Raw genomic sequence first — 25027 nt, forward strand, 5'->3', positions numbered from 1 at the left:
TTTCACAGCAGGTGATCGGGCGCCAAGGGGCCAAGCAGGTTGATCAGCAAGCGCAGCGGGAAGCTGGTGTCGGGCTCCGAGCGCGTGTCCTCCAGATTGCTGCCTGCGGGTGCGTGCCAGATCAGACCCTGCGCGTCTTGCTCCACATGCCAGGCCAGGTCACGCATGCCGGTTTCAATCTGCTTGCTGGCCACGGCTGAGAGCTTGCGGCTGCGGATCAGCAAGGCGATTTCGGTGTTTTGCAGCTCTGAGCGCAAGTCCAGGTTCATCGAGCCAATGGCCAGCAACTGGCCGTCCATGACGAGAAACTTGGAGTGCAGCATGGCGCGGGAGCTGCCCGTGACGCCGCTGCCCGAGCCCAAGAGGCTCCGGGCATTGCGCAGCTCTCCCTGCTCGCTGCGCATCTCGTAGAGCTCGACGCCCAAATCAAGCAGGGCCACGCGGTGGCCCATGTAGCCGGCATGTGCAATCGGTGCGTCGTTGGAGGCCAGTGAATTGGTCAGCACCCGCACCCGCACGCCGCGCGCACGCGCATCCTGGAAGGCCTGCATGATGCGTTTGCCCGGCACAAAGTAGGGCGAGACGATGAGCAGTTCGCGCTTTGCCTGGCCCATGAGCTGCAGCAGGCCGTCCACCACCGTTTCACTCTGGAGTTCAGATGGCCCGGCTGCCTTCTGCGTCACAGGAGTATTGGATTCGCCATCGGCGTTGCCCGCAGCCGGTGGGGGCTGCCTGGTGGGAGCTGCGCCTTCGCGGGGCGCTACGCCCGGACTGCTTTCCGCGGCGATTTTGGCCGGCTCGTCGGCCAGCACCACGGCCGGCGCCCAGACAAAGTGGGCGTGCGCCAAGTCCATCGCCTCGAACTGTTCGGCGTGGCGCTTCTGGACCTCTTTGACGTCCTGCTTGGTCACGGTCCTGGCGGTCGGCGTGGCCGCGGAAGCCGGCGCCTCTGTCGCTCTTGCCGTTTTCGCCTGCTTCACCGTCTGGGCCTGCGCCTGTGTGGCATCGTCCGCGGGGTCGTCCGCCTGGGCAGCGTCCTCGGCGCGAACCTGCTCGCGCATCTGCAGCAGTTCCTTCTTGCTGATGAGCGAAGCCACCGGGTAGGCGCGCTGGTTGTTCCAGTATGTGTCGAAGCTGCGCGAGAGGTCGGCCACGATCGGGCCGGCGGCCAGTACGTCGAGATCGACGAAATTGCCCACCTCGGCGTTGCCGAAATACGCGTCGCCCAGGTTGCGCCCGCCCGCCACGCCCATGGCGTTGTCGGCGATGAACAGCTTGTTGTGCATGCGCTGCTGGGCACGCGAAAAGTCCATCACGGCACTGAAGATGCGGCCCACCTTCGACGCGCGCGGTCCGGCCACCGGGTTGAACATGCGCATCTCGATGTTGGGCTCGAAGGCCAGGCGCATCACCTGCGCGTCGCGCCCGGTGCTGTGAAAGTCGTCCAGCAGCACGCGCACGCGCACCCCGCGCCGCGCCGCCTTCACCACAGCGCGCAGCAGGCGCGCCGTGCTGGCGTCGGCATGGATGGCGTAGTACTGCAGGTCGAGTGTCTTTTCCGCCGCTTCGGCCAGCGCCAGGCGGCTGCCGTAGGCGTCGTCCGGGCCGTTGAGCAAGCGAAAGCCCGAGCTGCTGCGGGCCTGCGCCTGTTGGCGCTGTTGCTGTACGCTGGTGCTCAGTGAGGTCGCGGCAGGCGTGGCCAGTGCGTGCGAGACCGGTCGCGCAACGTTTTCAGGCAGACCCGAGCATGCGCTGAGCAAGCAGAGCAGGCCAAGGCTGGCGAGGTGGGAGCGAAGCGTCATGGCGTTGGCGGCACGCGGCGCCGGCGAAACACCGGTTTCAGGCCTTCGGCCCGCGCAACCCGGTGCAAGCGTAGCCGGTGGGCCGGTGTTGACGCGTCAGACGCCGCGCCGGACGCAGCGCGGCGCCCGCCTACCAGCTCGCTTCGCGGTCCGGCGTGGAGCTGATGCGGTGAATCGACAGGTCGGCCCCGTCGAACTCCTGTTCGCGCGTCAGGCGCAGGCCCATCGTCGCCTTGAGCACGCCGTACACCACCGCCCCGCCCATCAGCGCCCAGACCACGCCCAGGCCCGTGCCCAGGAGCTGCGCGCCCAGAGCCACACCGCCCAGACCACCCAGCGCTTTGCTGCCGAAGATGCCGGCCGCAATGCCGCCCCAGGTGCCGCACAGGCCGTGCAGCGGCCACACGCCCAGCACGTCGTCGATCTTCCAGCGGTTCTGCGTGAGCGTGAACATCGAGACAAATACCACCCCGGCCACGGCGCCCACCACCAGCGCGCCCAGCGGGTGCATGACGTCCGAGCCCGCGCACACGGCCACCAGGCCGGCCAGGGGCCCGTTGTGCACAAAACCGGGGTCGTTCTTGCCCATGGCCAGTGCGGCCAGTGTGCCGCCCACCATGGCCATCAGGGAATTGACCGCCACCAGGCCGGAGATCTTGTCGAGCTGCTGCGCGCTCATCACGTTGAAGCCAAACCAGCCGACGATGAGAATCCAGGCGCCCAGGGCCAGAAACGGAATGTTCGACGGAGGGTGGGCCGAGATCCCGCCGTCCTTGCGGTAGCGGTTGGCGCGCGAGCCCAGCAGCAGCACGGCCGGCAGTGCAATCCAGCCGCCGACGGCGTGCACTACAACGGAGCCGGCAAAATCGTGGAACTCGGCGCCGCTGACGCGGGCGATCCAGGCCTGGATGCCCAAGTGGCCGTTCCAGGCGATGCCCTCGAAGAACGGGTAGACAAACCCGACGATGGCGGCGGTTGCGATCAGTTGCGGCCAGAACCGTGCGCGTTCCGCAATGCCGCCCGAGATGATGGCGGGGATGGCCGCCGCAAAGGTGAGCAGGAAGAAAAACCGCACCAGGCCAAAGCCGCTTTGCTGCGCCAGTTGGTCGGCGCCCACGAAAAAGTGCTTGCCGTAGGCGACGCCGTAGCCGACCAGAAAATAGACCACGGTAGAGACCGAGAAATCGACCAGAATTTTCACCAGCGCATTCACCTGGTTCTTTTTCCGCACCGTTCCCAGCTCCAGAAAAGCAAAGCCCGCGTGCATGGCCAGCACCATGACGGCGCCCAGCAGAAGGAAAAGGGTGTCAGTGCCCTGGCGTGTGGCGTCCATGGAGTCCTTTGGTGCGGCAAGTGGGGAAACAGGGCGCCAAAAAGGCGCCATGCACACTTTTGAGCAAAAAATGCGCCAGGCTGGAGCAGCCTTTGGGCGCCGGATCTGCACCGCAATCGAACGCACATGCACCACCGGTGTGCGCGCCTGCACGACCCTGGGGCAAAAAAGGCCGGCACCCGGCGGGTGCCGGCCTTGCTATCGAGAATATAGCTGCTAGGGAGCCTCTGCACGAATCGTCCCGCCGTGTGCATCTGCGGCTTCGGGCGATCTGCAGCGTTGCAAATCCTCGCGATAGCTATGGCTATCGCTGCGGTTTGCGCCTTGATCCTGCCGTCGGGGTGGCGGTCGGTGTCGGCGGCCGTGCTTTCACATGTCCTGGCGGCGTTCAGGGCGCCGCCGTCTGCGGTCCATGAACCAGGCCAGGAAAGGCAGCAGCACCAGTGAGCCCGGCAGGACCCAGATGAAGAGGTAAGGGCTGACGGAGGATGCCGAGCGCATGACGCCGCGCAGGTGGGCGCGCTCGGTGGCGGTCCATGCCCCCTGTTTGCGCTGGCGGATCAACCAGACCACGGAACCTTTCATGGTGGCAAGCTCGCTTCGAAAACGTGTTTTCTCGCGCGTATTGCCTGCAAGAAAGGAGCAGAACCACTCTGGAGCCCGCTCCATGCGCCGCTGGAAGGCGCTGGTGGAATTGGGGTCGAATGTCTCGTTCAGCGGCTGCGGCTCCCCTGCGGTCAAAGGATCGCATGAAGGGGATGGCGCAGGCGTGTTCATGGCACTAGCGGTGTAACTCGCCTGAGCGCTCGGGCTGGTAGGTTACTTCGGCTACGCGCACCGTCATGCAGGCGCCACCTGGTACGGGCCAGGCCAGTTCGTTGCCCACGGACAGGCCCAGCAAAGCGCTGCCGACCGGCGCAAAAATCGAAATGGCGTTGGGCGTGCTGCCGGCGTCGCGCGGATAGACCAGCGTGAGGCAAAAATCTTTGCCCGTCTCCTGAATGGAGAATTTCACCGTGGAATTCATGGTGACGACTTCCGGCGGCATATCGGCGGGGTTGACAATGTCTGCGCGGTCCAGTTCTGCCTGTAGCTGCGGGCGGCCTGGGAAGCTCCCGCCCGCAGAGGTCTGGAGCAGCGTTTCCAGGCGCTCCAGATCCAGGGACGAGACAGTGAGAGGCGGTTTGGGCATGGCAGGCACTATTTGGCGGTGCAACGGGCCAGTGTAGCCCTGCCGGAATTTCGCACTGCGGCATGCTGGTATTTTTGCCCCAAATTGGGTTGGCATGTCAACGCGCGGGGCGCCTGGCGGCTTATGGGTGCTTGCCCCGCGCCGCGCGCATGCTTGCGGCTGGGTAGGCACCTTTCTCGCACCATGTCCCAATCTTCCCTTCGCAGCCCTTGGCTGGACGCCACCAAAGGCGCCGCCTGCCTTGCCATCGTGGCGCACCATCTCTCGGTCTATGGCCCGCTCTCCGACACGGTGCGGCCCTTTGCGCCGCAGTTGATGGCCTGGCTCTACGACTATGCGCGCATGGCGGTGCAGATTTTTCTGGTGGTGGGCGGCTATCTGGCCGCGGCGAGCCTGGCGCCCGCTGGCGTTGCACGGTTTGAAGCAGCGGGAGTGCAGATCGCGCGGCGCTTCATGCGACTGGCCGTGCCTTATGCGGCAGCGCTGCTGACGGCGGTCGCCGCCGCGGCGCTGGTGCGCCCTTGGCTGGACGATCCCAGTGTGCCGGACAGCCCGCACTTCGCCCAATTGCTGGCCAACGCGCTGATGCTGCAGGATGTGCTGGGCCAGCCGGCTCTTTCGGCCGGCGTCTGGTACGTCGCCATCGATTTCCAGCTGTATGCCGGTGCGGTTCTGCTGCTGGCGCTGGCGCGCCGTCTCTCTGGCGGGGCAGCCCAGTGGGCCGCATTTGCGGGCAAAGTGCTGGTGGTGGCGTTGTGCGCCGCGTCGCTGCTGGTATTCAACCGGTTTGCCGCGCTCGATGCTTGGGGCATTTACTTTTTTGGCTCGTATGGGCTTGGCATGGCAACGCTTTGGGCCGTGCGCAGTTCTCACCCCGGCCGCTGGCTGCTGGCGCTGGCGTTGCTAGGCGGCTTGGCGCTCGCCGTTGATTTCCGCCTGCGTATTCTGCTAGCGCTGGGCACTGCTGCCTGGCTGGCCTGGCTTGCCTTGCGCGCGCCATCGACCAGGCCCTCGCGTGCCAAAGCCCTGGCGGCGCCGTTGATTTGGGTGGGTCAGCGCTCTTACTCTGTGTTCCTGGTGCATTTTCCGGTCTGCCTGATGGTGAATGCGCTCTTCGCCTATGCCTGGCCCGGCGAACCGCTGGTGCACACTATCGGGCTGTTGAGTGCGTTGGGCCTGTCCATTGCAGCGGGCTGGTTGCTCTACGAGCGCGTGGAGCGCCACGGCGCCACCGCCTGGCAGGCCTTGCGCTGGGAAGCCCAACTTATGGGCGGCAGCTTGTTGGTGGCCCTGACGCATGGGCACTTAGCGGGCTAGGCCTTTTGCCGGCGCGAGTGCTCCATCGGGGTCAGGAATGGGCGCGGCAGGCGGTGAACAAATCCCGATCGGCTTGGTACGCTGAGGTCTGCACATCCATCAGGCCCAGCACCGAATGAAAGTAGCTGTCCTGCGTGATGTGTCGGTCAGCCAGATCGCGCTGCAGGCAATCCGTGTGCACACCTGAGCGTGCTTGCATGGCGGGTGAGAGCCAGGTGATCCAGGGGACGTGCTTTTGCACATCGGGCGCGATGCTGTATGGCAAACCGTGCAGGTAGATATTGTTCTCGCCCAGAGACTCACCATGGTCGGCGACATAGATCATTGCGGTATCGGCCTTGGGCTCCTGGCGCTCCAGCCAGTGCAAGGTGTCGCTCAGGAAGGCGTCGGTCTCCACAATGCTGTTGTCATAGGCATTGACGACTTCTGCCTGGCTGCACTCCTGCAAGGCGTTGGATTGGCACTCGGGCTTGAACTTCTTGAGGGCCGGCGCGGAGCGGTGCGCATACGCAGGGCCGTGGCTGCCCATCTGGTGGAGCACGACCACGGTTCCGCGAGCGCGCTGCTCCGCTGGCAAGGCGGCAAGCCGCTCATCCAGCCCCACCAGCAAAATGGGATCGAGGCATTCGCCACCCGTGCAGAGCTGCGGGTCTTTGAGCGCCGTGGTGCTGGCCGAGGGGACGCGTGCGCAAATGCCCTTACAGCCTGACTGGTTGTCCAGCCAGAGTACGGCCAAGCCCGCGTGCTGGAGCACGTCGAGCAGGTTTTCATAGTTGCTCTTGCGTGCTTCGTACGCGGTTTTCCCCAGATTCGAAAACATGCAGGGCAGGGCCGTCGCGGTGCTGGTGCCGCACGACCAGGCGTTGCGCGCACTGGAGAGGTCTTTGCGCGCCGAGAGTTGCGGCGTGGTGTCACGGGCATAGCCGTTGATGCCGAAATTGCCGCTGCGCCCGGTCTCGCCTACGACCAGCACCAACAGCGGAGGTTTGGCTTGACCGGCATAGCTTGCGCCCAGTTTGGCGTCGCGGCCAAGCGGCAGCAGGGTATGCGTGTCCATGCGCAGCGGGCGTGTCGCCAGGTCGCCCAGGGCATAAACGGTATTGAGCGGGTTGATCAGGTAGCGCAACTGCGGCTGGTTGCGCATGGTGGAGGAAAACTCCTGGAATACCAGCAAGATGCTTGCCACCACCAGCCCCACGCAGGTCAGCAGCAGGGCGGTGTTGCGCATCACCTGCCGCAGGCCCGATGCATGGCGCAGCGGCCTGCGCCACAGCCACCACAGCGGCGGAGCCGCCAACGCGAGCACCATGGCCAGCATGCGCCAGGAAAACAGGTCGCCGGTTTCGCGCACGTCGGTTTGGAAGACGTTCTGCAGCATGCTCGAATCGATGGCGATGCCATAGCTGAGCATGAAGTAGGCGCCGAAGGCGGCAAACAGAACCAACAGCGTGCCTGCCGGTTTGAGCGTCCAGCGCCAGGCGAAGAGCGCGAGCACGGCTGTATTGCCAGCGGCGATCAGAAACCCGAAGGCGAAAAAAAATAGCCAGCCATGCGCAGTGGCACCGGCTGCGTGGGTGTTTGCCAGGGCGCGCCACAAGGGCCAGTTGCAGACGGAAGCCAACCAGACTGCCAAGGGCAGCACGATCGTGACTGGGTGGGCGGCGCGGGGTTTGGTTAGGTTTGTGGGCATCACGTGGTGCGCGGCACGGCGCGGCGCTGGTGAGCGCAAGGAGAAATGTATCAGGGGTAGATTAGCCGCCGCCGGTTAAGTGCAGTTTAATGTGACGCCCGCAAAGGGAGGACGCCAAGTTGCGCCGCATGGTGCTCCAGATGGTCTGCGACGAAGCTCTGCACGAAGTAGTACCCGTGGTCGTAGCCTGCATGGCGGCGCAGGGTGAGCGGCTGCCCGGCTTGGGCACAGGCGGCCTCGAAGCGCTGTGGATGGAGCTGCTCCGCCAGGAATGGATCGGATAGACCCTGGTCGATCAGGATGCCGGCAGGAAAAGGGGGTTGCTCGCACGCTTGCATCAGGCCCGTGGCATCGTGTGCGGACCATTGGCTTCGGTCCGGCCCCAGGTACCCGGTAAACGCTTTCTCGCCCCAAGGACACTGGCTGGGCGCGCAGATCGGAGCGAAGGCAGAGACCGATCGGAACAGTGCGGGGTGGCGCAGCGCGAGTGTCAGCGCGCCGTGGCCCCCCATGGAGTGGCCGAAGATGCCGATCCGCGCCGTGTCGATGGGCAGATGCTCGCCCAGAAGCGGCAGCAGTTCCTGTGCGAGGTAGCTCTCCATGCGCCAATGCGGCTTCCAGGGCGCCTCGGTAGCGTCAAGGTAGAAGCCGGCGCCGACGCCAAAATCCCAGGCATCGGCTTCACCTGGCACGTTGGCGCCGCGCGGGCTGGTGTCGGGTGCCACCAGGGCCATGCCCAGCTCGGCCGCTGACCGCTGGGCGCCAGCCTTCACCATGAAGGTTTCCTCGTTGCAGGTCAGACCTGCCAGGTAGAACAGCGCCGGCACCTTGGCCCCCTCCAGCGCTTGCGGCGGCAGGTAGACCGAAAACTTCATCGGCAAGCCAACCTCGCGCGAGTTGTGCCGGTAAAAGCGCTGGGCACCGCCAAAGCAGCCGTGGGCGCCCTGCAGGTCGAGAGAGGCGAGGGGCATTGGGAACTCCTAAAATGAGAGCTGCCAGCGCTTGTATCTAGGGTGATATAGCATGTATTAATACGCAAAGTATTACCAGATAAGCGCTAGATGCTCATTTTTTAATAGATAACGACCGAGCGGATCGACTTGCCTTCGTGCATGAGATCGAAGGCTTTGTTGATATTCGGCAGCGGCATGGTGTGCGTCACAAACGGGGCCAGCTGGATTTTCCCGGTCATGGCGTCCTCGACCATGCCGGGCAACTCACTGCGGCCCTTGACGCCGCCAAAGGCCGAACCCAGCCACTTGCGGCCCGTGACCAATTGGAACGGGCGGGTGGAAATCTCTTTGCCCGCACCCGCCACGCCGATGATGACCGACTGGCCCCAACCCCGGTGCGCACATTCGAGCGCGGCGCGCATCACGTCAACGTTGCCGATGCATTCAAAGCTGTGGTCCACGCCCCAGCCGGTCATCTCGACGATGACTTGCTGGATCGGCTTGTCAAAGTCCTTGGGGTTGACGCAATCGGTGGCGCCAAACGTGCGGGCCAGATCGAACTTGGCAGGGTTGGTGTCGATGGCGATGATGCGGCCCGCCTTGGCTATCTTTGCCCCCTGGAGAACCGCCAGCCCAATGCCTCCCAGGCCAAACACGGCCACGCTGTCGCCCTCCTGCACCTTGGCGGTGTTCTTGACAGCGCCAAGGCCCGTGGTCACCCCGCAGCCCAGCAAGCAAACCTGCTCAGGGTTGGCGAGCGGGTTGATCTTGGCCAGCGAGACGGCGGCCACCACGGTGTACTCGCTGAAGGTGCTGCAGCCCATGTAGTGGTAGAGGGGCTCGCCGTTGTAGCTCAAGCGCGTCGTGCCGTCGGGCATCACGCCTTTGCCCTGCGTGGCGCGTACGGCGATACACAAGTTGGTCTTGCCGCTCTTGCAGAACAGGCATTCGCCGCACTCTGCGGTGTAGAGCGGAATGACATGGTCGCCGGGCTGCACGCTTGTGACGCCTTCTCCGACTTCCATCACGATGCCTGCGCCTTCATGGCCGAGCACCACGGGGAAGAGGCCTTCCGGATCGTCGCCCGACAGGGTGAAGGCGTCGGTGTGGCAAATGCCTGTGTGGGTGATCTTGACCAGCACTTCGCCCTTTTGCGGCGGGGCAACGTCGATTTCGACGATTTGCAGGGGTTCTCCGGCTTTAAAGGCAACGGCGGCACGGGATTTCATGGCGTTCTTTCAGGAAATGCTGCGACATGGCGGCTGCACCTTCGGGCAATCGCTCTGGTCGCACCAGAAACAAGGATGCGCCACTGTACGCGGTGTGCCCGGGCAGCATTTGCGTAGCCGACACTGGGCTGTTCAAGGGCGGGACCTCTGCCACATACGGCAATCGCAGCGACCAGTGTTTCGTGGGACGGAGTTGGGTGCTGCACAACAGGTGTGTCGCGAGCGCCTTGGGCGGTCGGGTGAGCATGGCGCCGGCAATTGCCCATGAAAAAGCCCGCCGGAATGCGGCGGGCTTTGGTGGCGCCAAAGCGCCAGTTGGGTTGTGTGCTTACCTGGCAGCGCCGTCGATATCGCGGCGTGGGGCACCCGTGTAGAGCTGGCGTGGGCGACCAATCTTGTACTCGGGGTCGCTGATCATCTCGTTGAGCTGGGCGATCCAGCCGACGGTGCGCGCCAGTGCGAAGACGCCGGTGAACAGATGCACCGGGATGCCGATCGCGCGCTGCACGATGCCCGAATAGAAGTCCACATTGGGGTAGAGCTTGCGCGAAACGAAGTAGTCGTCCTCCAGGGCGATCTTCTCGACTTCCTTGGCCAGTTTGAACAAGGGGTCATTTTGCAGGCCCAACTCGGCCAGCACCTCGTCGCAGGTTTCCTGCATCAGCTTGGCGCGTGGGTCGTAGTTCTTGTAGACGCGGTGGCCAAAACCCATCAGCTTGACGCCAGAGTTCTTGTCCTTGACCTTCTCCATGAACTCGCCCACCTTGCTGACACCGCCCTGGCGCTGGATGTCTTCGAGCATGTTCAGGCAGGCTTCGTTGGCGCCGCCGTGCGCAGGGCCCCACAGGCAGGCCACGCCAGCAGCAATGGCGGCGAACGGGTTCGTGCCCGACGAGCCGCACAGGCGCACCGTGGAGGTGGAAGCGTTCTGCTCGTGGTCGGCGTGCAGGATGAAGATGCGGTCCAGGGCGCGCTCAAGCACCGGGTTGACCACGTAGTCTTCACAGGGTGTGCCGAACATCATGCGCAGGAAATTGCCGGCGTAGGACAGGTCGTTGCGCGGGTACATGTAGGGCTGGCCGACGCCGTACTTGTAGGCCATGGCGACAAGGGTTGGCATCTTGGCGATCAGGCGGATCGCGGCGATGTCACGGTGCTGCGGATTGTTGATATCCGTGCTGTCGTGGTAGAAGGCCGAGAGCGCGCCGATCAGGCCGGTCAGCACGGCCATCGGGTGTGCATCACGACGGAAACCACGCAGGAAGAACTGCATCTGCTCGTGCACCATCGTGTGGTTGATGACGAGTTTGTGGAAGTCACCGCGCTCCGTCGGGTTGGGCAGATCACCCTTGAGCAGCAGGTAGCAGGTGTCGAGGTAGTCGCACTTGGTGGCAATTTGCTCAATGGGGTAGCCGCGGTACAGCAGCTCGCCCTTGTCGCCATCGATATACGTAATGGCCGATTGGCAGGCTGCGGTCGACAGAAAGCCCGGGTCATAGGTGAACATGCCCGTCTGTGCGTACAGCTTGCGGATATCGATGACATCCGGGCCAATCGTGCCCTGATAGACAGGCAGTTCCATGCTTGGACTGCCGTTGCTGAAATTCAGGATGGCCTTGTTGTCAGCGAGCTTCATGGTTCGATTCCTTTGGGGGAGAGTGCTGTTGAATAGGAGGGTGTGGGGCGTTTTCAGCCCTGGGGGCTGGCGATCGCGCCGCTTTGCCGCAGCATGTCCAGCACGGTGTGCACGGCGGGCTGGTCGAGTGAGCCGGTGGGCTCCTTGCGACGCAGCAGAAGATCCAGCAGATCGTTGTCGGCCAAATCCATCAGAGCGGTCAGCCCTATCGCATGAAACTGGGTGATTTCGCTTTCATGGCGCAGGAAAAATTGTTCGATGAACAAATCGTTCTCGAGCAGACCGCGCCGGCAACGCCAGTGCAGTTTGCTCAGCGCCCTGGGGTCAAGGAGGGCGGAGGCATCATGAAGGGCGTCGGCTTGCATGCTGGCAATACTCAGAGGGCTCAGATGGCGCGGCGCACCATCAGCTCCTTGATCTTGCCGATGGCGCGTGTGGGGTTGAGCCCCTTGGGACACACGTCAACGCAGTTCATGATGGAGTGGCAGCGGAACAAACGGTAGGGGTCTTCCAGGTTGTCCAGACGTTCGCCGGATGCTTGGTCGCGGCTGTCGGCCAGGAAGCGATAGGCCTGCAGCAAGCCGGCAGGACCGACAAACTTGTCGGGGTTCCACCAGAAACTCGGACAGGCGGTCGAGCAGCTGGCGCACAGAATGCACTCGTACAGGCCATCAAGTTCCTCACGCTGCTCGGGCGACTGCAGACGCTCCTTTTCGGGTGGGATGTCGTCGTTGATCAGGTAGGGCTTGATCGAGTGGTACTGCTTGAAGAACTGCGTCATGTCGACGATCAGGTCGCGGACCACCGGCAGCCCAGGCAGCGGCTTGAGTACGATCGTGCCCTGCAGCGTGTTCATGTTGGTCAGGCAGGCCAGACCGTTCTTGCCGTTGATGTTCATGGCGTCCGATCCGCAGACGCCTTCGCGGCAGGAGCGGCGGAACGACAGCGCAGGGTCTTGTGCCTTGAGCTTGATCAGCGCATCGAGCAACATGCGTTCGTGTCCGTCGAGTTCGATCTCGATGGTCTGCATGTAGGGCTTGGAATCTTTGTCCGGGTCGTAACGATAAATCTGAAAGGTGCGTTTTTGCATGGTGCTTCTCTCGTGGGGCGGCCGGGTTTTCAGAACGTACGGACCTTGGGTGGAACGCTCTCAACCGTCAGGGGTTTGAGGGTCACGGGCTTGTACGACAGCGTATTGGTGGCGCTGTCCCAGAGCGTGTGTTTGAGCCAGTTCACGTCGTCGCGGCCCAGTGGTGCGGTGGGGTGGTCGGCGGGGTGTTCGTAGTCGTACACCATGTGGGCGCCACGGCATTCTTTGCGCGCGGCAGCCGACACCATCGTGGCCTGGGCCACTTCCATCAGATTGGCCACTTCCAACGCCTCGACGCGGGCGGTATTGAACACCTTGGATTTGTCCTTGAGTTCAATGCTGGCAACGCGCTCGCGCAGGGCCGCGACCTTGGTGACGCCCTCGTCCATGCTGGCCTGGGTGCGGAACACGCCTGCATGCTGCTGCATGGTGGCGCGAATCTCGCCTGCCAGGGCTTGCGAGTAGGTGCCACCGGTGGAGTTCTCAAGCTGGTTGAGGCGCTCAAGAGTGCGATCGGCTGCATCCTTGGGCATCGGCTTGTGCTGCGCGTTGCGGGCATTGAATTCGACAATGTGGCGGCCTGCCGCCTTGCCAAAGACCAGCAGGTCGAGCAGGGAATTGGTGCCCAGACGGTTGGCGCCGTGCACGCTTACGCAGGCGCATTCGCCCACGGCGTACAGGCCGTTGACGACTTGATTGACCGTGCCATTGTGCGTTACCACCTGGCCGTGGATGTTCGTCGGTACACCGCCCATCTGGTAGTGGATGGTGGGTACCACGGGGATGGGCTCTTTCGTGATGTCCACGTTGGCGAAGTTGATGCCGATTTCGTACACCGAAGGCAGACGTTTGTGGATGGTCTCGGAACCCAGATGGTCGAGCTTGAGCAGCACGTAATCCTTGTTCGGACCGCAGCCGCGTCCTTCCTTGATTTCCTGGTCCATCGAGCGTGACACGAAGTCGCGCGGGGCCAGGTCTTTCAGCGTTGGTGCGTAGCGCTCCATGAAGCGCTCGCCGTTGCTGTTGAGCAGGATGGCGCCCTCGCCGCGGCAGCCTTCGGTCAGCAACACGCCTGCACCGGCCACGCCCGTGGGGTGAAATTGCCAGAACTCCATGTCCTGCAGCGGGATGCCGGCGCGTGCTGCCATGCCGAGGCCGTCACCGGTGTTGATGAAGGCGTTGGTGGAGGCGGCAAAAATGCGGCCTGCGCCACCAGTGGCCATCAGTACGGTCTTGGCTTCCAGGATGTACAGGTCGCCGGTTTCCATCTCCAGTGCCGTGACGCCGACCACGTCGCCGTCCTGATCGCGGATCAGGTCCAGTGCCATCCATTCGACAAAGAAGTTGGTTTTGGCCTTGACGTTCTGCTGGTAGAGCGTGTGCAGCATGGCGTGGCCGGTGCGGTCGGCGGCGGCGCAGGCGCGCTGCACCGGCTTCTCGCCGTAGTTGGCGGTGTGGCCGCCAAAGGGCCGCTGATAGATGGTGCCGTCCGGGTTGCGGTCGAACGGCATGCCGAAATGTTCCAGCTCATACACCACGTTGGGTGCTTCGCGGCACATGAATTCGACGGCATCCTGATCGCTCAGCCAGTCGCCGCCTTTGACGGTGTCGTAGAAGTGGTAGTGCCAGTTGTCCTCGCTCATGTTGCCCAGCGAGGCGGATACGCCACCCTGTGCCGCCACGGTGTGCGAGCGGGTGGGGAACACCTTGGACAGCGAGGCCACGTTGAGGCCGGCGCGCGAGAGTTCAAGCGCCGCGCGCATGCCGGAGCCGCCGGCGCCGATGATGACGACGTCGAACTTGCGCTTGGTGATGTTGGCGTTGGTGTAGCTCATGAATTTAGCCTTTGATCGCAGAAATGGAGCGCGCGCTTACAGGCGCCACAGGACTTGGATGCTCCAGCCCATGCAGCCCAGCAGCCAGAAGATAGTGAAGATTTCGAGCGTGAGGCGCAGGCCTGCAGGCTTGATGTAGTCCATCCAGATATTGCGCATGCCGACCCAGGCGTGGTAGGCGAGCGCGAGGATCACGGTAAACGTGATGAACTTCATCCACTGCGCAGCAAAGATGCCTGCCCAAAGGTCGTAGCCGATCGGGCCTTTTTTCAGTAGCACTTGGAGGAGCAAGGCGAGGGTAAAGAGCACCATCAGCACGGCAGTGACGCGCTGGGCGAGCCAGTCGCGCATACCGTAGTGGGCTCCGACGATAGTGCGTTGGTTTCCGTAGTCAATCATGGGGGGGTCCTGTTCTTTTGAAGAGTTGCAGCGAGGGTGGCCGCTGCGCTGCGCAGCGCCTAGGTCAGTACAGACCGAACAGCTTGGCGCCGAGCAGCACCGTCAGTACGAGCGCGGAGACGATGACCGTCAGGCCCGATGCCTTGCCGAACTGGTTGTTCACCGCGTGGTGGTCAATATCCATGATCACGTGGCGGATTCCGGCAAACATATGGTGCAGGTAGCCCCAGATCAGCCCCAGGCTGACGAGCTTGAGCAGCCAGCCCGGCACAAAGCCGATGCCAGATGCGAAGGCTGCGGTGAACCGCTCGTAAGACACTTCGGAAGACACGGATGTGTCGAAAAACCAGATCACCAGCGGCAATAGCAAAAACATGATGGCGCCACTGGCACGGTGCAGGATGGACGTCCATGCCGCTGCAGTCATGCGGTAGGTCGTCAGATCCTTGAAGGCGTTGATGTTGCGGAACTCGGGCCGCTTCTTCGCTATTTCGGTCATGGCTGGTGCTTTCGTGGGTGTAACTGCGTGGTAACTTCGAGCGCAGGAGAATACAAAATTCTATTGCAATGCAGCAACTGTTCGTTTGATGCAGGTGAAAATTCGGTAATTACGGTCTGCAGGCATACGGTTACCCTAACGCATTGCGATAGTGATGCCGGTCTGTGCGGTATAAGCCTCGGCGCAGTTCCATGGGGGCATCGTTGTAGGTGTAAGAGGTGCGCACCACGCTCAGCAGCGGTGTCTGCTCGGTGACCTGCAGCAGCGAAGCCTGCTCCGCGTCTGGCAGTACAGCGCGAATTTTTTCGTCTGCCCGCACCATGCGCACACCGAATTCAAGCTCAAGCATGGCGTAGGTCGGACCGGGGTAGTCGCTCATCTGCAACGCTGTCAGTCCTTTGAAAGCGCTGCCTGGCAGCCACAGATCTTCGAGGATGGTGGGCTCGCCTTGGAACGAGAGTACGCGCCGCGCCTGGATCACTGATTCGCCGGCGCGCAAGCCCAGCGCACGTGCCACCTCGGCGTTGGCGCGGACACTGCGGCAATCAATGACGCGCCGCTCAGCTGGCCCCTCGGTAGTGGCGTCCCCGCTGTCGGGCATCAGGCGCAGGAAGCGGTACTGCACTTGCTGCTCCGCATGTGTGGACACGAAGGTGCCCTTGCCCTGGCGGCGCAGCAGCAGGTTTTCGCCTGCCAGTTCATCGATGGCCTTGCGCACCGTGCCCTGACTGACGCCAAAGCGTGCCGCAAGATCCATTTCGCTGGGGATGGCTTCTCCAGGCTTCCATTCGCCGGCCTGCAGGCTCTGCAGAATCAGTCCCTTGATCTGCTGGTACAGCGGGCTGAAAGCAGGCGCTGGCAAGCCTGCGACAGACGGCAATGCGGTATCGGCAGCGAAAGGTGGAGTTGCTGACATGAAGAACGGCGTACAAAACCGGCTCTGCGAGGCCTCAGGCGACTTTGCAGAGAGGATGCTGCCGTCGCGTATGCCGGAAAGCTTCATCATATCTTATATAAGACATAAGACAAATTGACGCACTGCGGAAACCGGCAGTAAAATCGCCGGCTGTTTGCGGGCAAATGCTGCGGGAAGACAGGGCGCAGCCGGCATCCGCTGATCACGTCCTTATTTCTCACACCATCGGAGTTCACCATGAGCAAAAAACCCGTTCGCGTTGCCGTCACCGGCGCCGCAGGCCAAATTGGTTACGCCCTTCTGTTTCGCATCGCCTCTGGCGAAATGTTGGGCAAAGATCAGCCCATCATCCTGCAACTGCTGGAAGTGCCGGTTGAAGGCCCGCAAAAGGCACTCAAGGGTGTGATGATGGAGCTCGACGACTGCGCTTTCCCGCTGCTCGTCGAAATGACTGCGCACAGCGACCCCATGACCGCCTTCAAGGATGCCGACTATGCATTGCTGGTCGGCTCGCGCCCCCGTGGCCCCGGCATGGAACGTGCCGAGCTGCTGGCTGTCAATGGCGCCATCTTCACGGCACAGGGCAAGGCGCTCAACGCCGTCGCCAGCCGCAACGTCAAGGTGCTGGTGGTTGGCAACCCTGCCAACACCAATGCCTACATCGCCATGAAGAGTGCGCCGGATCTGCCGCGCAAGAACTTCACCGCCATGCTGCGCCTGGACCACAACCGCGCAGCCAGCCAGATCGCTGCCAAGACCGGCAAGGCCGTGGCAGACATTGAAAAGCTCACCGTCTGGGGCAACCATTCGCCCACGATGTATGCCGACTACCGCTTTGCCACCATCAACGGCGAAAGCGTCGCCAAGATGATCAATGACCAGGAATGGAACGCCAACGTGTTCCTGCCCACCGTGGGTAAGCGCGGCGCCGCCATCATCGAGGCCCGCGGCCTGTCTTCGGCCGCCTCGGCTGCCAACGCTGCCATCGACCACATGCACGACTGGGCCCTGGGCACCAACGGCAAGTGGGTCACCATGGGTATCCCGTCGGACGGTCAGTACGGCATTCCCAAAGACACGATGTTCGGCTTCCCTGTGACCTGCGAAAACGGCGAATACAAGATCGTCGAGGGCCTGGAAATCGACGCATTCTCGCAAGAGCGCATCAACAAGACCCTGGCCGAGTTGCAAGGCGAGCAGGACGGCGTCAAGCACCTGCTGTAATCGCCCATGAGCGACGCCGGATTGCCCCAAGCCGCCAAGGTCCCCACGAGGGGGAGCGCAGCACACGCAATGACAAGCGTGGGGGCCATCCCACATCCGCGCGACATCCTGCTGGGCGCCCAGGCGGCGGCAAATTTGCTGCCGGTCTGCGACCATTACAGCGGAGTCCCCGCGCGGATGCGCAAAAGCCTGCAGCTGCAGGCGCAAATGGCACAAGAGTTCGGTACCTGCGTTTTTGATGTGACGCTGGACTGTGAAGACGGCGCCCCCGTGGGTGCCGAGGCCGAGCATGCAGCCCTGGTGGCTACGCTGGCCTGTGAGGCCGCGCCCGGCGCTCGGGTGGCGGCGCGCGTGCACCCGGTGGACCACCCTGCTTTTGAAGCGGACGTGGCAACGATTGCGGGGCAGGCCGGCCACCGACTCACGCACCTGATGGTTCCCAAGGTTGAGTCGCTGGACGATGTGTTGCTGGCTGAGCGTGCCGTGGACCGTGCGGGCATGGCCCACCTGCCGCTGCATGTGCTGATCGAGTCGCCTGCTGCCGTGCAGCAGGCCTTTGCCATCGCTGCGCATCCGCGCGTTCAAAGTCTGAGCTTTGGGCTGATGGACTTTGTTTCGGCGCATGGCGGGGCTATTCCGGCGTCCGCCATGGGGTCGAAAGGGCAGTTTGATCACCCGCTGGTGGTGCGTGCCAAACTCGAAATTGCGTCTGCCTGCCACGCCCATGGCAAGGTGCCCTCGCATTGCGTGGTCACCGAGTTCTCCGACCTGGACGCCTTGCGCAGTGCGGCCGGGCAAGCGGCCAGGCGTTTCGGCTTTACACGCATGTGGAGCATCCACCCGGCGCAGATTCGCCCCATTATCGAAGCCTTCGCGCCCCAGCAGGAGGCCGTTGATGAAGCTGCGAAAATCATAGCTGCTGGCGCTGATGCAAACTGGGCTCCGATCAGTTTAGCGGGCGTTTTGCACGACCGTGCCAGCTACCGCTACTTCTGGCAGTTGCTGGAGCGGGCACAGCATACTGGGCGCACACTGCCACGCGCTGTGCAACAGTGGTTTTCGGTCCCTCTAATCTCTACCCCTTAATTTTTTGCAGGAATGATCCCATGAAAGCTTTGCTTGTTTCGGCCCTGCTGGGCCTGGTTCCCGGGTTGGTGCTTGCGCAGTCCGCACCCGCCAATTCCGATGCGGCAACGCCCGTGCACAAGAAGGCGGCGGCCAAGCCTGTCGCCAAGAAGAAGACTGTCGCCAATGGCAAGCACGCGAAGAAGACCTCGGCTGCGTCCAGCCGCGCTGAGCTCAAGAGCAAAGCCAATCAGATGGCCAGCGGCGTGCGCGCTGCAGACGCCGCACTTAGCCAGGCGGAACTCGATATCGCCAAGCAGGTGTATGTGGGCGAAATTCCTTGCGAGCTCGGCGCACACGTGAACGTGTCGGCTGACGCCGCCATGCCAGGCTATTTCCAGCTGGACGGCAAGGGCTTTCGCTACCGTATGGCGCCCGTTGCAACGACCACCGGTGCGGTACGCCTTGAAGACAAGGTGGGCGGCGCTGTCTGGCTGCAGATTGCCAACAAATCCATGCTCATGGACCAGAAGCATGGTCAACGCCTGGCCGATGACTGCAAGAGCCCGGCGCAGGTCGCCGTGGCCGAAAGCATGAAGAAGGCGCCTGCGCGCAGCCTGCTGGACGCACCCGCGAAATAACCCGTTGGCCTGGCTTTGCGGCCCGTTCGACGAACAAGAAATACTGAAACCACGAAAGAAGAAAGATGTTGCAAGCCTACCGTGACCACGTGGCCGAGCGCGCCGCACTGGGCATTCCGCCGCTGCCGCTGACCGCCAAGCAAACCGGTGAATTGGTCGAACTGCTCAAGAACCCGCCTGCTGGCGAAGAAGCCACGCTGGTCCAGCTGATCACGCACCGCGTCCCCGCCGGCGTGGACGATGCCGCCAAGGTCAAGGCCAGCTACCTGGCCGCCGTGGCCCACGGCAGCGAAAAGTGCCCGCTCATCAGCCGTGAGCAAGCCACCGAGTTGCTGGGCACCATGCTGGGTGGCTACAACCTCACGCCGCTGATCGACCTGCTGGACGATACGGCTGTGGCCGCTGTCGCTGCTGAGGCGCTGAAAAAGACGTTGCTGATGTTCGACCAGTTCCACGACGTCAAGGAAAAGGCCGACAAGGGCAATGCCTTTGCCAAGGCCGTGGTGCAAAGCTGGGCCGATGCCGAGTGGTTCACCAGCCGTCCCGAAGTGCCCAAGAGCATCACGCTCACCGTGCTCAAGGTCACGGGCGAGACCAACACCGACGACCTCTCACCCGCACCCGACGCCTGGAGCCGCCCCGACATCCCGCTGCATGCCCTCGCCATGCTCAAGAACAAGCGCGACGGCATCACGCCCGAAGAAGACGGCAAGCGCGGCCCGGTGAAATTTATCGAAGACCTGCGCGCCAAGGGCAACCTGGTGGCCTATGTGGGCGACGTGGTCGGCACCGGTTCGAGCCGCAAGTCGGCCACCAACAGCGTGCTGTGGTTCACCGGCGAAGACATTCCCTTCGTGCCCAACAAGCGTTTCGGTGGTGTGTGTCTGGGCAGCAAGATTGCACCGATCTTCTACAACACCATGGAAGACGCGGGTGCGCTGCCCATTGAGCTCGACGTGAGCCAGATGAACATGGGCGACACCATCGAGCTGCGCCCCTACGAAGGCAAGGCCTTGAAGGACGGCAAGGTGATTGCCGAGTTCGAGGTCAAGAGCGATGTGCTGTTCGACGAGGTGCGCGCCGGTGGCCGCATTCCGCTGATCATCGGCCGTGGCCTGACCGCCAAGGCACGCGAGGCGCTGGGCCTGGCGGCTTCCACTTTGTTTCGCCTGCCGCAAGTGCCCAAGGGCCACGGCAAGGGCTTCACCCTGGCGCAGAAGATGGTCGGCCGTGCGTGCGGCCTGCCCGAAGGCCAGGGCGTGCTGCCCGGCACCTACTGCGAACCCAAGATGACCTCGGTCGGCTCGCAGGACACCACCGGCCCGATGACGCGCGACGAGCTGAAAGACCTCGCCTGCCTGGGTTTCAGCGCCGATCTGGTGATGCAGTCCTTCTGCCACACGGCGGCTTACCCCAAGCCCGTGGACGTGAAGATGCACCACGAACTGCCCGAGTTCATCAGCAACCGTGGCGGTATTTCCCTCAAACCCGGCGACGGCATCATCCACAGTTGGCTCAACCGCATGCTGTTGCCCGACACCGTGGGCACGGGTGGTGACAGCCACACGCGCTTCCCCGTAGGCATCAGCTTCCCCGCCGGCTCGGGCCTGGTGGCCTTTGCCGCTGCAACCGGCGTCATGCCGCTGGACATGCCCGAATCGGTGCTCGTGCGCTTCAAGGGCCAGATGCAGCCGGGCGTCACGCTGCGCGATCTGGTGCATGCCATTCCGCTCTACGCCATCAAGGCCGGCCTGCTCACGGTCGAGAAGAAGGGCAAGAAGAACATCTTCTCTGGCCGCATTCTTGAAATCGAAGGGCTGCCCAACCTCAAGGCTGAGCAGGCCTTCGAGCTGTCCGACGCGTCAGCCGAACGCTCAGCGGCCGGTTGCACGGTGCGCCTGAACAAGGAGCCGATCATCGAGTACATCAACTCGAACATCGTGCTGCTCAAGAACATGATCGCCCAAGGCTACGAAGACGCGCGCACGATCCGCCGCCGCATTCAGGGCATGGAGGCCTGGCTGGCCAACCCGCAGTTGCTGGCACCCGATGCGGATGCTGAATACGCTGCCGTGATCGAGATCGACCTGGCCGAGATCACGGAGCCTATCGTCTGCTGCCCCAACGACCCGGACGACGCCAAGACGCTGTCTGACGTGGCGGGCGCGAAGATCGACGAAGTGTTCATCGGCTCGTGCATGACCAACATCGGCCACTTCCGCGCCGCGTCCAAGCTGCTGGAAGGCAAGAAGGACATGCCCGTCAAGCTCTGGATGGCCCCGCCCACCAAGATGGATGCGAAGCAGCTTACCGAGGAAGGCCATTACGGTGTTTTCGGCGCCGCTGGCGCCCGCATGGAAATGCCCGGCTGCTCGCTGTGCATGGGCAACCAGGCACAGGTGAAAGAAGGCGCTACGGTCATGTCCACCAGCACGCGCAACTTCCCCAACCGCCTGGGCAAGAACACCAATGTGTATCTGGGTTCGGCCGAACTCTCGGCCATCTGCTCCAAGCTGGGCCGTATCCCGAGCAAGCAGGAATACCTGGCCGACGTGGGCGTCGTCAACCAGAACGGCGACAAGATCTACCAATACCTGAACTTCGACCAGATCGCCGAGTACAAGGGCGTGGCGGATGGCGTAAGCGCCTAAGCCTTGAAGGGGCGCCGGACAAGTCGTCCGTGCGCCTACTGACCCAGCCCGCAGCGAGCGAAAGCACCTGCGGGCTTTTTTGATAGCGAACTCTCCATGCTTAAGGCAATGCTGAACAAGCGCCAGACAAAAATTTCGAAGAAATTTTCGGTTGAGGTTTTCTAGGCCTGCCGGGTGGCGCCGCAGAAAATGGATCGCTAGGCAAGTCAGGTTCAGCCTGCCGGTCCCAACTGGTCAGACGGACGTTCTCGCCGGAATAGGGGCAACGCGAGCGTGTGCAATATGCCATGCACCTGCAGTTCTCAAACCGTTCACGCCGGAGGCGTCATATTTGGCGACGGCTTGAATTCCGTTCAAATCCTCAAGGAGCAACAAGCCTCCCGCGCGCAGTTGCTCGCCAAGCATGTGCGGATCGAAGCCAGATAGAAAGGGCTCTCCCGCTGAAGACACCGCTGCCTTCTGTTTGTGGAACGCTTCCGTCACGACGGCATCAGGATCAAGAACCTTCTGGTCAACATAGGTAAAAACCAGTTCGCTGCCTGCTGGAGCGCACAAGGCAATCGCCCGCAGTGCAGAGAGATTTGCTTCTTGGGTAAGGTAGATGGTTACGCCGAGCCATGAGAAGAACGTCGGCTGGGCGGGTTGGAATGAGGACCGTGCCAGGGCTGCGCCCAAGTTCTCTACTGAGAGGTCGGTCGCGACAAATTCGACAGATGCTGGCGCATCGACGCCGCATTCCGCCAGGCGCTGGCGCTTCACGGCTTGTGTCGCGGGATGGTCGACCTCGAAGATGGCCAGTTTGGCCGCCCAGTCCGGCCGTCGATACGCAAAGCTGTCGAAGCCGGCGCCGATGATGACGTACTGCGTGACGCCTTGTTTGACCGCCGCCTCCAGCGCATCCTCGGTATAGCGGGTCCGGAGAATCACGCCCGCGTAGGCGGCATTCGCACGCAACGACTGGCCGAGCAATGCTTCAGGGGCCGCCGCCGCTTTGAGCCGCGCAGTCGGTGGCATGCCGTCTAGAACGCGTTGGCACAGGGCTGTGCGCGCAGTGTCTGGCACGAGTCGATCGCCCCAATCGTCATCGATCAGAGGGGCAGGGTCATGGCGCGAATGCAGTGCGCGCATCAGCGAGGTGGCGAGGGCTGTGCGACTGGCGCCGAGTGGATTCAATGCAGTCTCCGGGAATCAGGCGTGCGCAGGTTCCAACTTCATGGCCACTCTGTAAAGCGCATGGTTTTGAATGAATACAGGCACAAAAAGAGCGCGCTGGATCTCGACCAAAAACCCCCGTGTGGATGAGATGCGCCTGCTTGTAAACTGCTATTAAAAAAGAAGCTGCTAGCGCATATGGAATAAGCGCTAGAGGCCAATTTAACCTAAATTTTTTCAGCCTCGAATACCCGGGCCAGCAGCGCGCCTTGCACCTCGCCGGTGAGCGCAATCCGCACCCGCAGCGGGCTGCCGGCCGCCACCTGAAGGGCCTCGCCTTCAACGCTTTGCATCTCGGTCAGCCGCACGGTGCGGTTGCCGCTGGGGTGGATGATCTCCAGCAGATCGCCCACGGCAAAGTGGTTCTTGGTTTCGACCTCGGCCCAGCCATCGGCCACGCTTTTCACCTGGGCGACGTACTGGCTGCGCTTGGATTCGGAGCTACCGGTTTCGTAGTTCTGGTAGTCGTGGGCCGGGCGGCGCTCGAGTAGGCCGCTGGTGTAGCCACGGTTGGCCAGGCCTTCGAGTTCGGTGATGAGCTCGGGGTTGAACGGGCGGCCCGCCATGGCGTCGTCGATGGCTCGGCGGTAGACCTGCGCGGTGCGCGAGACGTAGTACGCGCTCTTGGTGCGGCCCTCGATCTTGAGCGAATCGACGCCGATATCGACCAGACGCTGCACATGCTCGACCGCACGCAGGTCCTTGCTGTTCATGATGTGGGTGCCGTGCTCGTCTTCCATGATGGGCATGAGCTGGCCGGGGCGTTCTTTTTCTTCCAGCAGGTACACCTTGTCGGCCAGCGGGTGGCGCTGGCCGTCGCCGCACCCGGAAAAGGCCGCGTTCTCGTCTTCCTGCGCCTTGTTGAAGTTGAAATCGCCTTCCATGCGCACCGCTATGGCTTCGCCGGTGTTGGGGTCTACGGCCGCCTCTTTCGTGGCGTAATTCCAGCGGCAGGCGTTGGTGCAAGCGCCCTGGTTGGGGTCGCGCCGGTTGAAGTAGCCCGAGAGCAGGCAGCGGCCCGAGTAGGCAATGCACAGGGCGCCGTGCACAAACACTTCAAGCTCCATGTCGGGGCATTCCTGGCGGATTTTTTCGATCTCGTCCAGGCTCAGTTCGCGCGACAGGATGATCCGCGTGATGCCCACTTTCTGCCAGAACTTCACTGCCATGAAGTTGGTGGTGTTGGCCTGCACCGAGAGGTGAATCGCCACCTCGGGCCACTTTTCGCGCACCTGCATGATGAGGCCGGGGTCGGCCATGATGAGCGCGTCCGGGCCCATGGCAATGATGGGCTCGATGTCGCGCAGGTAGGTGCGCACTTTGTCGTTGTGCGGCAGCAAGTTGCTCGTCAAAAAGAATTTCTTGCCGCGTGCGTGGGCTTCTTCGATGCCGGTCTGGATCTGCTCGATGCGGAACTCGTTGTTGCGTGCGCGCAGGCTGTAGCGCGGCTGGCCGGCGTACACCGCGTCGGCGCCAAAGTCGTAGGCGGCGCGCATGCGTTCGAGCGAGCCGGCGGGCAAAAGGAGTTCTGGGGCGGGGCGGGTCATGGGCAGTTCCTCGGCTTCGGACGAAGCGGCATGGGGTGCGCCATCGCCGCGCACCGGGGCTTGCGTTGTGGAATCAGTCTTGCGGCCGGAAGCCAATCACGAGGGATGGGGGCACGCGCCCGTCCACATCCCGTGGCAGTGACGCGGTTTTTTGCAGCGCGCGCAGCACGGCGTCGTCCCAGGCGGCGTTGCCGCTGGATTTGGTCAGGCGTGTGGAAAGGATGGTGCCGTCGGGCGAGGTGTGCACTTCGACCTCGGCGCGCGGGTTGCCGCTCACCGCGTCGGGGTAGACGATGTTGGGCTTGACCTTGGCGGCTACGCGGCCGCCGTAGCCGCCCGAGGGGCCGGAATCGTGCAGAGCGGTGCCCGTTGCCGTGGGTGCACCGCTGGCGCCTGCCAGACCCTGCATGCGGCGGATGTTTTCCTGGCGGCGATCTTCGGCGGCCTTGGCGTTGGCCTTTTCGATGGCCTCGTCTTTTTTGCGCTTTTCTTCGGCTACGCGTTTTTGCTCTTTGTCGAGCGCAGCCTTGTCGCGCGCTGCCTGTTCACGCGCGGCCTGTTCTTTGACAAGCTTGTCGTGCGCTGCCTGCTCGCGTGCAGCCTGCTCCTTGGCGAGCTTGTCTTTCTTTTCCTGGTCCAGGCGCTGCTGCTCTTTGAGCTTCTTCTCGCGTTCGAGTTTTTGCTTGTCTTCGCGCTCGCGCTTCTCCTTCTCCAGACGCTTCTTTTCGCGTTCGATGGCGATGTCGGCTTCGCGCGGGTCGGGTTGTGCCTGCTGCGGCGGTGGCGGGGGTGGTGG

General features: G+C 63.0%; 22 protein-coding genes. 5 read left to right on the top strand and 17 right to left on the bottom strand.

The genetic code is table 11. From position 1 onward, the window contains the following. Window positions 1-2: 2 nt before the first annotated feature. From AC07ZH_RS16160 to rnk, 4 genes are all read right to left on the bottom strand, one after another. Window positions 3-1802 carry a phospholipase D family protein gene (locus tag AC07ZH_RS16160; protein WP_495200537.1) on the bottom strand — a complete coding sequence of 600 codons (1800 nt, stop codon included), beginning with the start codon at window positions 1800-1802 and terminating at the stop codon, window positions 3-5. 130 nt (window positions 1803-1932) lie between these two features. Then, window positions 1933-3135, bottom strand: coding sequence for an ammonium transporter (locus AC07ZH_RS16165; RefSeq protein ID WP_119108776.1), 1203 nt, complete (start codon window positions 3133-3135; stop codon window positions 1933-1935). A gap of 369 nt (window positions 3136-3504) precedes the next feature. Then, on the bottom strand, window positions 3505-3912 hold the full coding sequence (locus AC07ZH_RS16170) for a hypothetical protein (RefSeq protein ID WP_495200538.1): 408 nt from the start codon (window positions 3910-3912) through the stop codon (window positions 3505-3507). A 4-nt stretch (window positions 3913-3916) separates the two neighbouring features. After that, the gene (rnk, locus tag AC07ZH_RS16175) at window positions 3917-4327 is read right to left on the bottom strand and encodes a nucleoside diphosphate kinase regulator (protein ID WP_495200539.1); all 411 of its coding nucleotides are present in this window, start codon (window positions 4325-4327) and stop codon (window positions 3917-3919) included. A gap of 183 nt (window positions 4328-4510) precedes the next feature. Between rnk and AC07ZH_RS16180 the strand changes: the two genes are divergently transcribed. Beyond that, window positions 4511-5644, top strand: coding sequence for an acyltransferase family protein (locus AC07ZH_RS16180; protein ID WP_495200540.1), 1134 nt, complete (start codon window positions 4511-4513; stop codon window positions 5642-5644). Between the two features lie 31 nt (window positions 5645-5675). On the opposite strand, the gene AC07ZH_RS16185 is transcribed toward AC07ZH_RS16180, so the two are convergent. The 10 genes from AC07ZH_RS16185 to AC07ZH_RS16230 form a co-directional block, all read right to left on the bottom strand. After that, entirely contained in the window at window positions 5676-7334 is a 1659-nt protein-coding gene (locus tag AC07ZH_RS16185) for a phosphoethanolamine transferase (protein ID WP_495200541.1), read from the bottom strand. Window positions 7335-7420: 86 nt separating this feature from the next. Next, on the bottom strand, window positions 7421-8305 hold the full coding sequence (gene fghA, locus AC07ZH_RS16190) for an S-formylglutathione hydrolase (RefSeq protein ID WP_495200542.1): 885 nt from the start codon (window positions 8303-8305) through the stop codon (window positions 7421-7423). A 101-nt stretch (window positions 8306-8406) separates the two neighbouring features. Beyond that, the gene (locus AC07ZH_RS16195; protein WP_495200543.1) at window positions 8407-9516 is read right to left on the bottom strand and encodes an S-(hydroxymethyl)glutathione dehydrogenase/class III alcohol dehydrogenase; all 1110 of its coding nucleotides are present in this window, start codon (window positions 9514-9516) and stop codon (window positions 8407-8409) included. Window positions 9517-9844: 328 nt separating this feature from the next. Further along, window positions 9845-11152, bottom strand: coding sequence for a citrate synthase (gene gltA / locus AC07ZH_RS16200; protein ID WP_119108768.1), 1308 nt, complete (start codon window positions 11150-11152; stop codon window positions 9845-9847). Between the two features lie 53 nt (window positions 11153-11205). After that, window positions 11206-11517, bottom strand: coding sequence for an FAD assembly factor SdhE (locus tag AC07ZH_RS16205; RefSeq protein WP_495200544.1), 312 nt, complete (start codon window positions 11515-11517; stop codon window positions 11206-11208). A 20-nt stretch (window positions 11518-11537) separates the two neighbouring features. Next, entirely contained in the window at window positions 11538-12242 is a 705-nt protein-coding gene (locus AC07ZH_RS16210; protein WP_119108766.1) for a succinate dehydrogenase iron-sulfur subunit, read from the bottom strand. Between the two features lie 29 nt (window positions 12243-12271). After that, window positions 12272-14077: a succinate dehydrogenase flavoprotein subunit gene (sdhA, locus tag AC07ZH_RS16215; RefSeq protein ID WP_495200545.1), complete on the bottom strand. Its 1806-nt coding sequence runs from the start codon at window positions 14075-14077 to the stop codon at window positions 12272-12274. Between the two features lie 36 nt (window positions 14078-14113). Further along, window positions 14114-14476 carry a succinate dehydrogenase, hydrophobic membrane anchor protein gene (sdhD, locus tag AC07ZH_RS16220; protein ID WP_495200546.1) on the bottom strand — a complete coding sequence of 121 codons (363 nt, stop codon included), beginning with the start codon at window positions 14474-14476 and terminating at the stop codon, window positions 14114-14116. A gap of 64 nt (window positions 14477-14540) precedes the next feature. Continuing rightward, complete coding sequence (gene sdhC / locus AC07ZH_RS16225; protein WP_495200547.1) at window positions 14541-14975, bottom strand: succinate dehydrogenase, cytochrome b556 subunit; 435 nt, start codon at window positions 14973-14975, stop codon at window positions 14541-14543. Between the two features lie 130 nt (window positions 14976-15105). After that, on the bottom strand, window positions 15106-15891 hold the full coding sequence (locus AC07ZH_RS16230) for a GntR family transcriptional regulator (RefSeq protein ID WP_119109435.1): 786 nt from the start codon (window positions 15889-15891) through the stop codon (window positions 15106-15108). Between the two features lie 237 nt (window positions 15892-16128). Here AC07ZH_RS16230 and AC07ZH_RS16235 point away from each other — a divergent pair, with 237 nt between their 5' ends. The 4 genes from AC07ZH_RS16235 to acnB all read left to right on the top strand — a co-directional run bounded on the left by AC07ZH_RS16235 (window position 16129) and on the right by acnB (window position 21472). Next, window positions 16129-17115 carry a malate dehydrogenase gene (locus tag AC07ZH_RS16235; protein WP_119108762.1) on the top strand — a complete coding sequence of 329 codons (987 nt, stop codon included), beginning with the start codon at window positions 16129-16131 and terminating at the stop codon, window positions 17113-17115. A gap of 69 nt (window positions 17116-17184) precedes the next feature. Then, window positions 17185-18201: an HpcH/HpaI aldolase/citrate lyase family protein gene (locus AC07ZH_RS16240; protein WP_495200548.1), complete on the top strand. Its 1017-nt coding sequence runs from the start codon at window positions 17185-17187 to the stop codon at window positions 18199-18201. A gap of 20 nt (window positions 18202-18221) precedes the next feature. Continuing rightward, a complete protein-coding gene (locus tag AC07ZH_RS16245) occupies window positions 18222-18821 on the top strand; it encodes a hypothetical protein (protein ID WP_495200549.1) in 600 nt (199 codons plus the stop codon). 65 nt (window positions 18822-18886) lie between these two features. Beyond that, window positions 18887-21472 carry a bifunctional aconitate hydratase 2/2-methylisocitrate dehydratase gene (acnB, locus tag AC07ZH_RS16250; protein WP_495200550.1) on the top strand — a complete coding sequence of 862 codons (2586 nt, stop codon included), beginning with the start codon at window positions 18887-18889 and terminating at the stop codon, window positions 21470-21472. A gap of 234 nt (window positions 21473-21706) precedes the next feature. Here the strand turns inward: acnB and AC07ZH_RS16255 are convergent, their stop codons facing one another. From AC07ZH_RS16255 to tolA, 3 genes are all read right to left on the bottom strand, one after another. Then, window positions 21707-22645, bottom strand: a complete 939-nt coding sequence (locus AC07ZH_RS16255) for a class I SAM-dependent methyltransferase (protein WP_495200551.1) — start codon at window positions 22643-22645, stop codon at window positions 21707-21709. Between the two features lie 206 nt (window positions 22646-22851). Continuing rightward, window positions 22852-24231 (bottom strand): prephenate-dependent tRNA uridine(34) hydroxylase TrhP, encoded by a 1380-nt coding sequence (gene trhP, locus AC07ZH_RS16260; protein ID WP_495200552.1) that lies wholly within the window; start codon window positions 24229-24231, stop codon window positions 22852-22854. Window positions 24232-24304: 73 nt separating this feature from the next. Beyond that, window positions 24305-25027, bottom strand: a 723-nt coding sequence (gene tolA, locus AC07ZH_RS16265; protein ID WP_495200553.1) for a cell envelope integrity protein TolA, incomplete at its 5' end; no start/stop codon positions are given.

It is taken from the genome of Simplicispira sp. GW247-4R2A (assembly GCF_059424465.1).

Coding starts and splice junctions, on each gene's coding strand:
- AC07ZH_RS16160 (WP_495200537.1), bottom strand. CDS start 1,802: ATGACGCTTCGCTCCCACCTCGCCAGCCTTGGCCTGCTCTGCTTGCTC.
- AC07ZH_RS16165 (WP_119108776.1), bottom strand. CDS start 3,135: ATGGACGCCACACGCCAGGGCACTGACACCCTTTTCCTTCTGCTGGGC.
- AC07ZH_RS16170 (WP_495200538.1), bottom strand. CDS start 3,912: ATGAACACGCCTGCGCCATCCCCTTCATGCGATCCTTTGACCGCAGGG.
- rnk (WP_495200539.1), bottom strand. CDS start 4,327: ATGCCCAAACCGCCTCTCACTGTCTCGTCCCTGGATCTGGAGCGCCTG.
- AC07ZH_RS16180 (WP_495200540.1), top strand. CDS start 4,511: ATGTCCCAATCTTCCCTTCGCAGCCCTTGGCTGGACGCCACCAAAGGC.
- AC07ZH_RS16185 (WP_495200541.1), bottom strand. CDS start 7,334: ATGCCCACAAACCTAACCAAACCCCGCGCCGCCCACCCAGTCACGATC.
- fghA (WP_495200542.1), bottom strand. CDS start 8,305: ATGCCCCTCGCCTCTCTCGACCTGCAGGGCGCCCACGGCTGCTTTGGC.
- AC07ZH_RS16195 (WP_495200543.1), bottom strand. CDS start 9,516: ATGAAATCCCGTGCCGCCGTTGCCTTTAAAGCCGGAGAACCCCTGCAA.
- gltA (WP_119108768.1), bottom strand. CDS start 11,152: ATGAAGCTCGCTGACAACAAGGCCATCCTGAATTTCAGCAACGGCAGT.
- AC07ZH_RS16205 (WP_495200544.1), bottom strand. CDS start 11,517: ATGCAAGCCGACGCCCTTCATGATGCCTCCGCCCTCCTTGACCCCAGG.
- AC07ZH_RS16210 (WP_119108766.1), bottom strand. CDS start 12,242: ATGCAAAAACGCACCTTTCAGATTTATCGTTACGACCCGGACAAAGAT.
- sdhA (WP_495200545.1), bottom strand. CDS start 14,077: ATGAGCTACACCAACGCCAACATCACCAAGCGCAAGTTCGACGTCGTC.
- sdhD (WP_495200546.1), bottom strand. CDS start 14,476: ATGATTGACTACGGAAACCAACGCACTATCGTCGGAGCCCACTACGGT.
- sdhC (WP_495200547.1), bottom strand. CDS start 14,975: ATGACCGAAATAGCGAAGAAGCGGCCCGAGTTCCGCAACATCAACGCC.
- AC07ZH_RS16230 (WP_119109435.1), bottom strand. CDS start 15,891: ATGTCAGCAACTCCACCTTTCGCTGCCGATACCGCATTGCCGTCTGTC.
- AC07ZH_RS16235 (WP_119108762.1), top strand. CDS start 16,129: ATGAGCAAAAAACCCGTTCGCGTTGCCGTCACCGGCGCCGCAGGCCAA.
- AC07ZH_RS16240 (WP_495200548.1), top strand. CDS start 17,185: ATGACAAGCGTGGGGGCCATCCCACATCCGCGCGACATCCTGCTGGGC.
- AC07ZH_RS16245 (WP_495200549.1), top strand. CDS start 18,222: ATGAAAGCTTTGCTTGTTTCGGCCCTGCTGGGCCTGGTTCCCGGGTTG.
- acnB (WP_495200550.1), top strand. CDS start 18,887: ATGTTGCAAGCCTACCGTGACCACGTGGCCGAGCGCGCCGCACTGGGC.
- trhP (WP_495200552.1), bottom strand. CDS start 24,231: ATGACCCGCCCCGCCCCAGAACTCCTTTTGCCCGCCGGCTCGCTCGAA.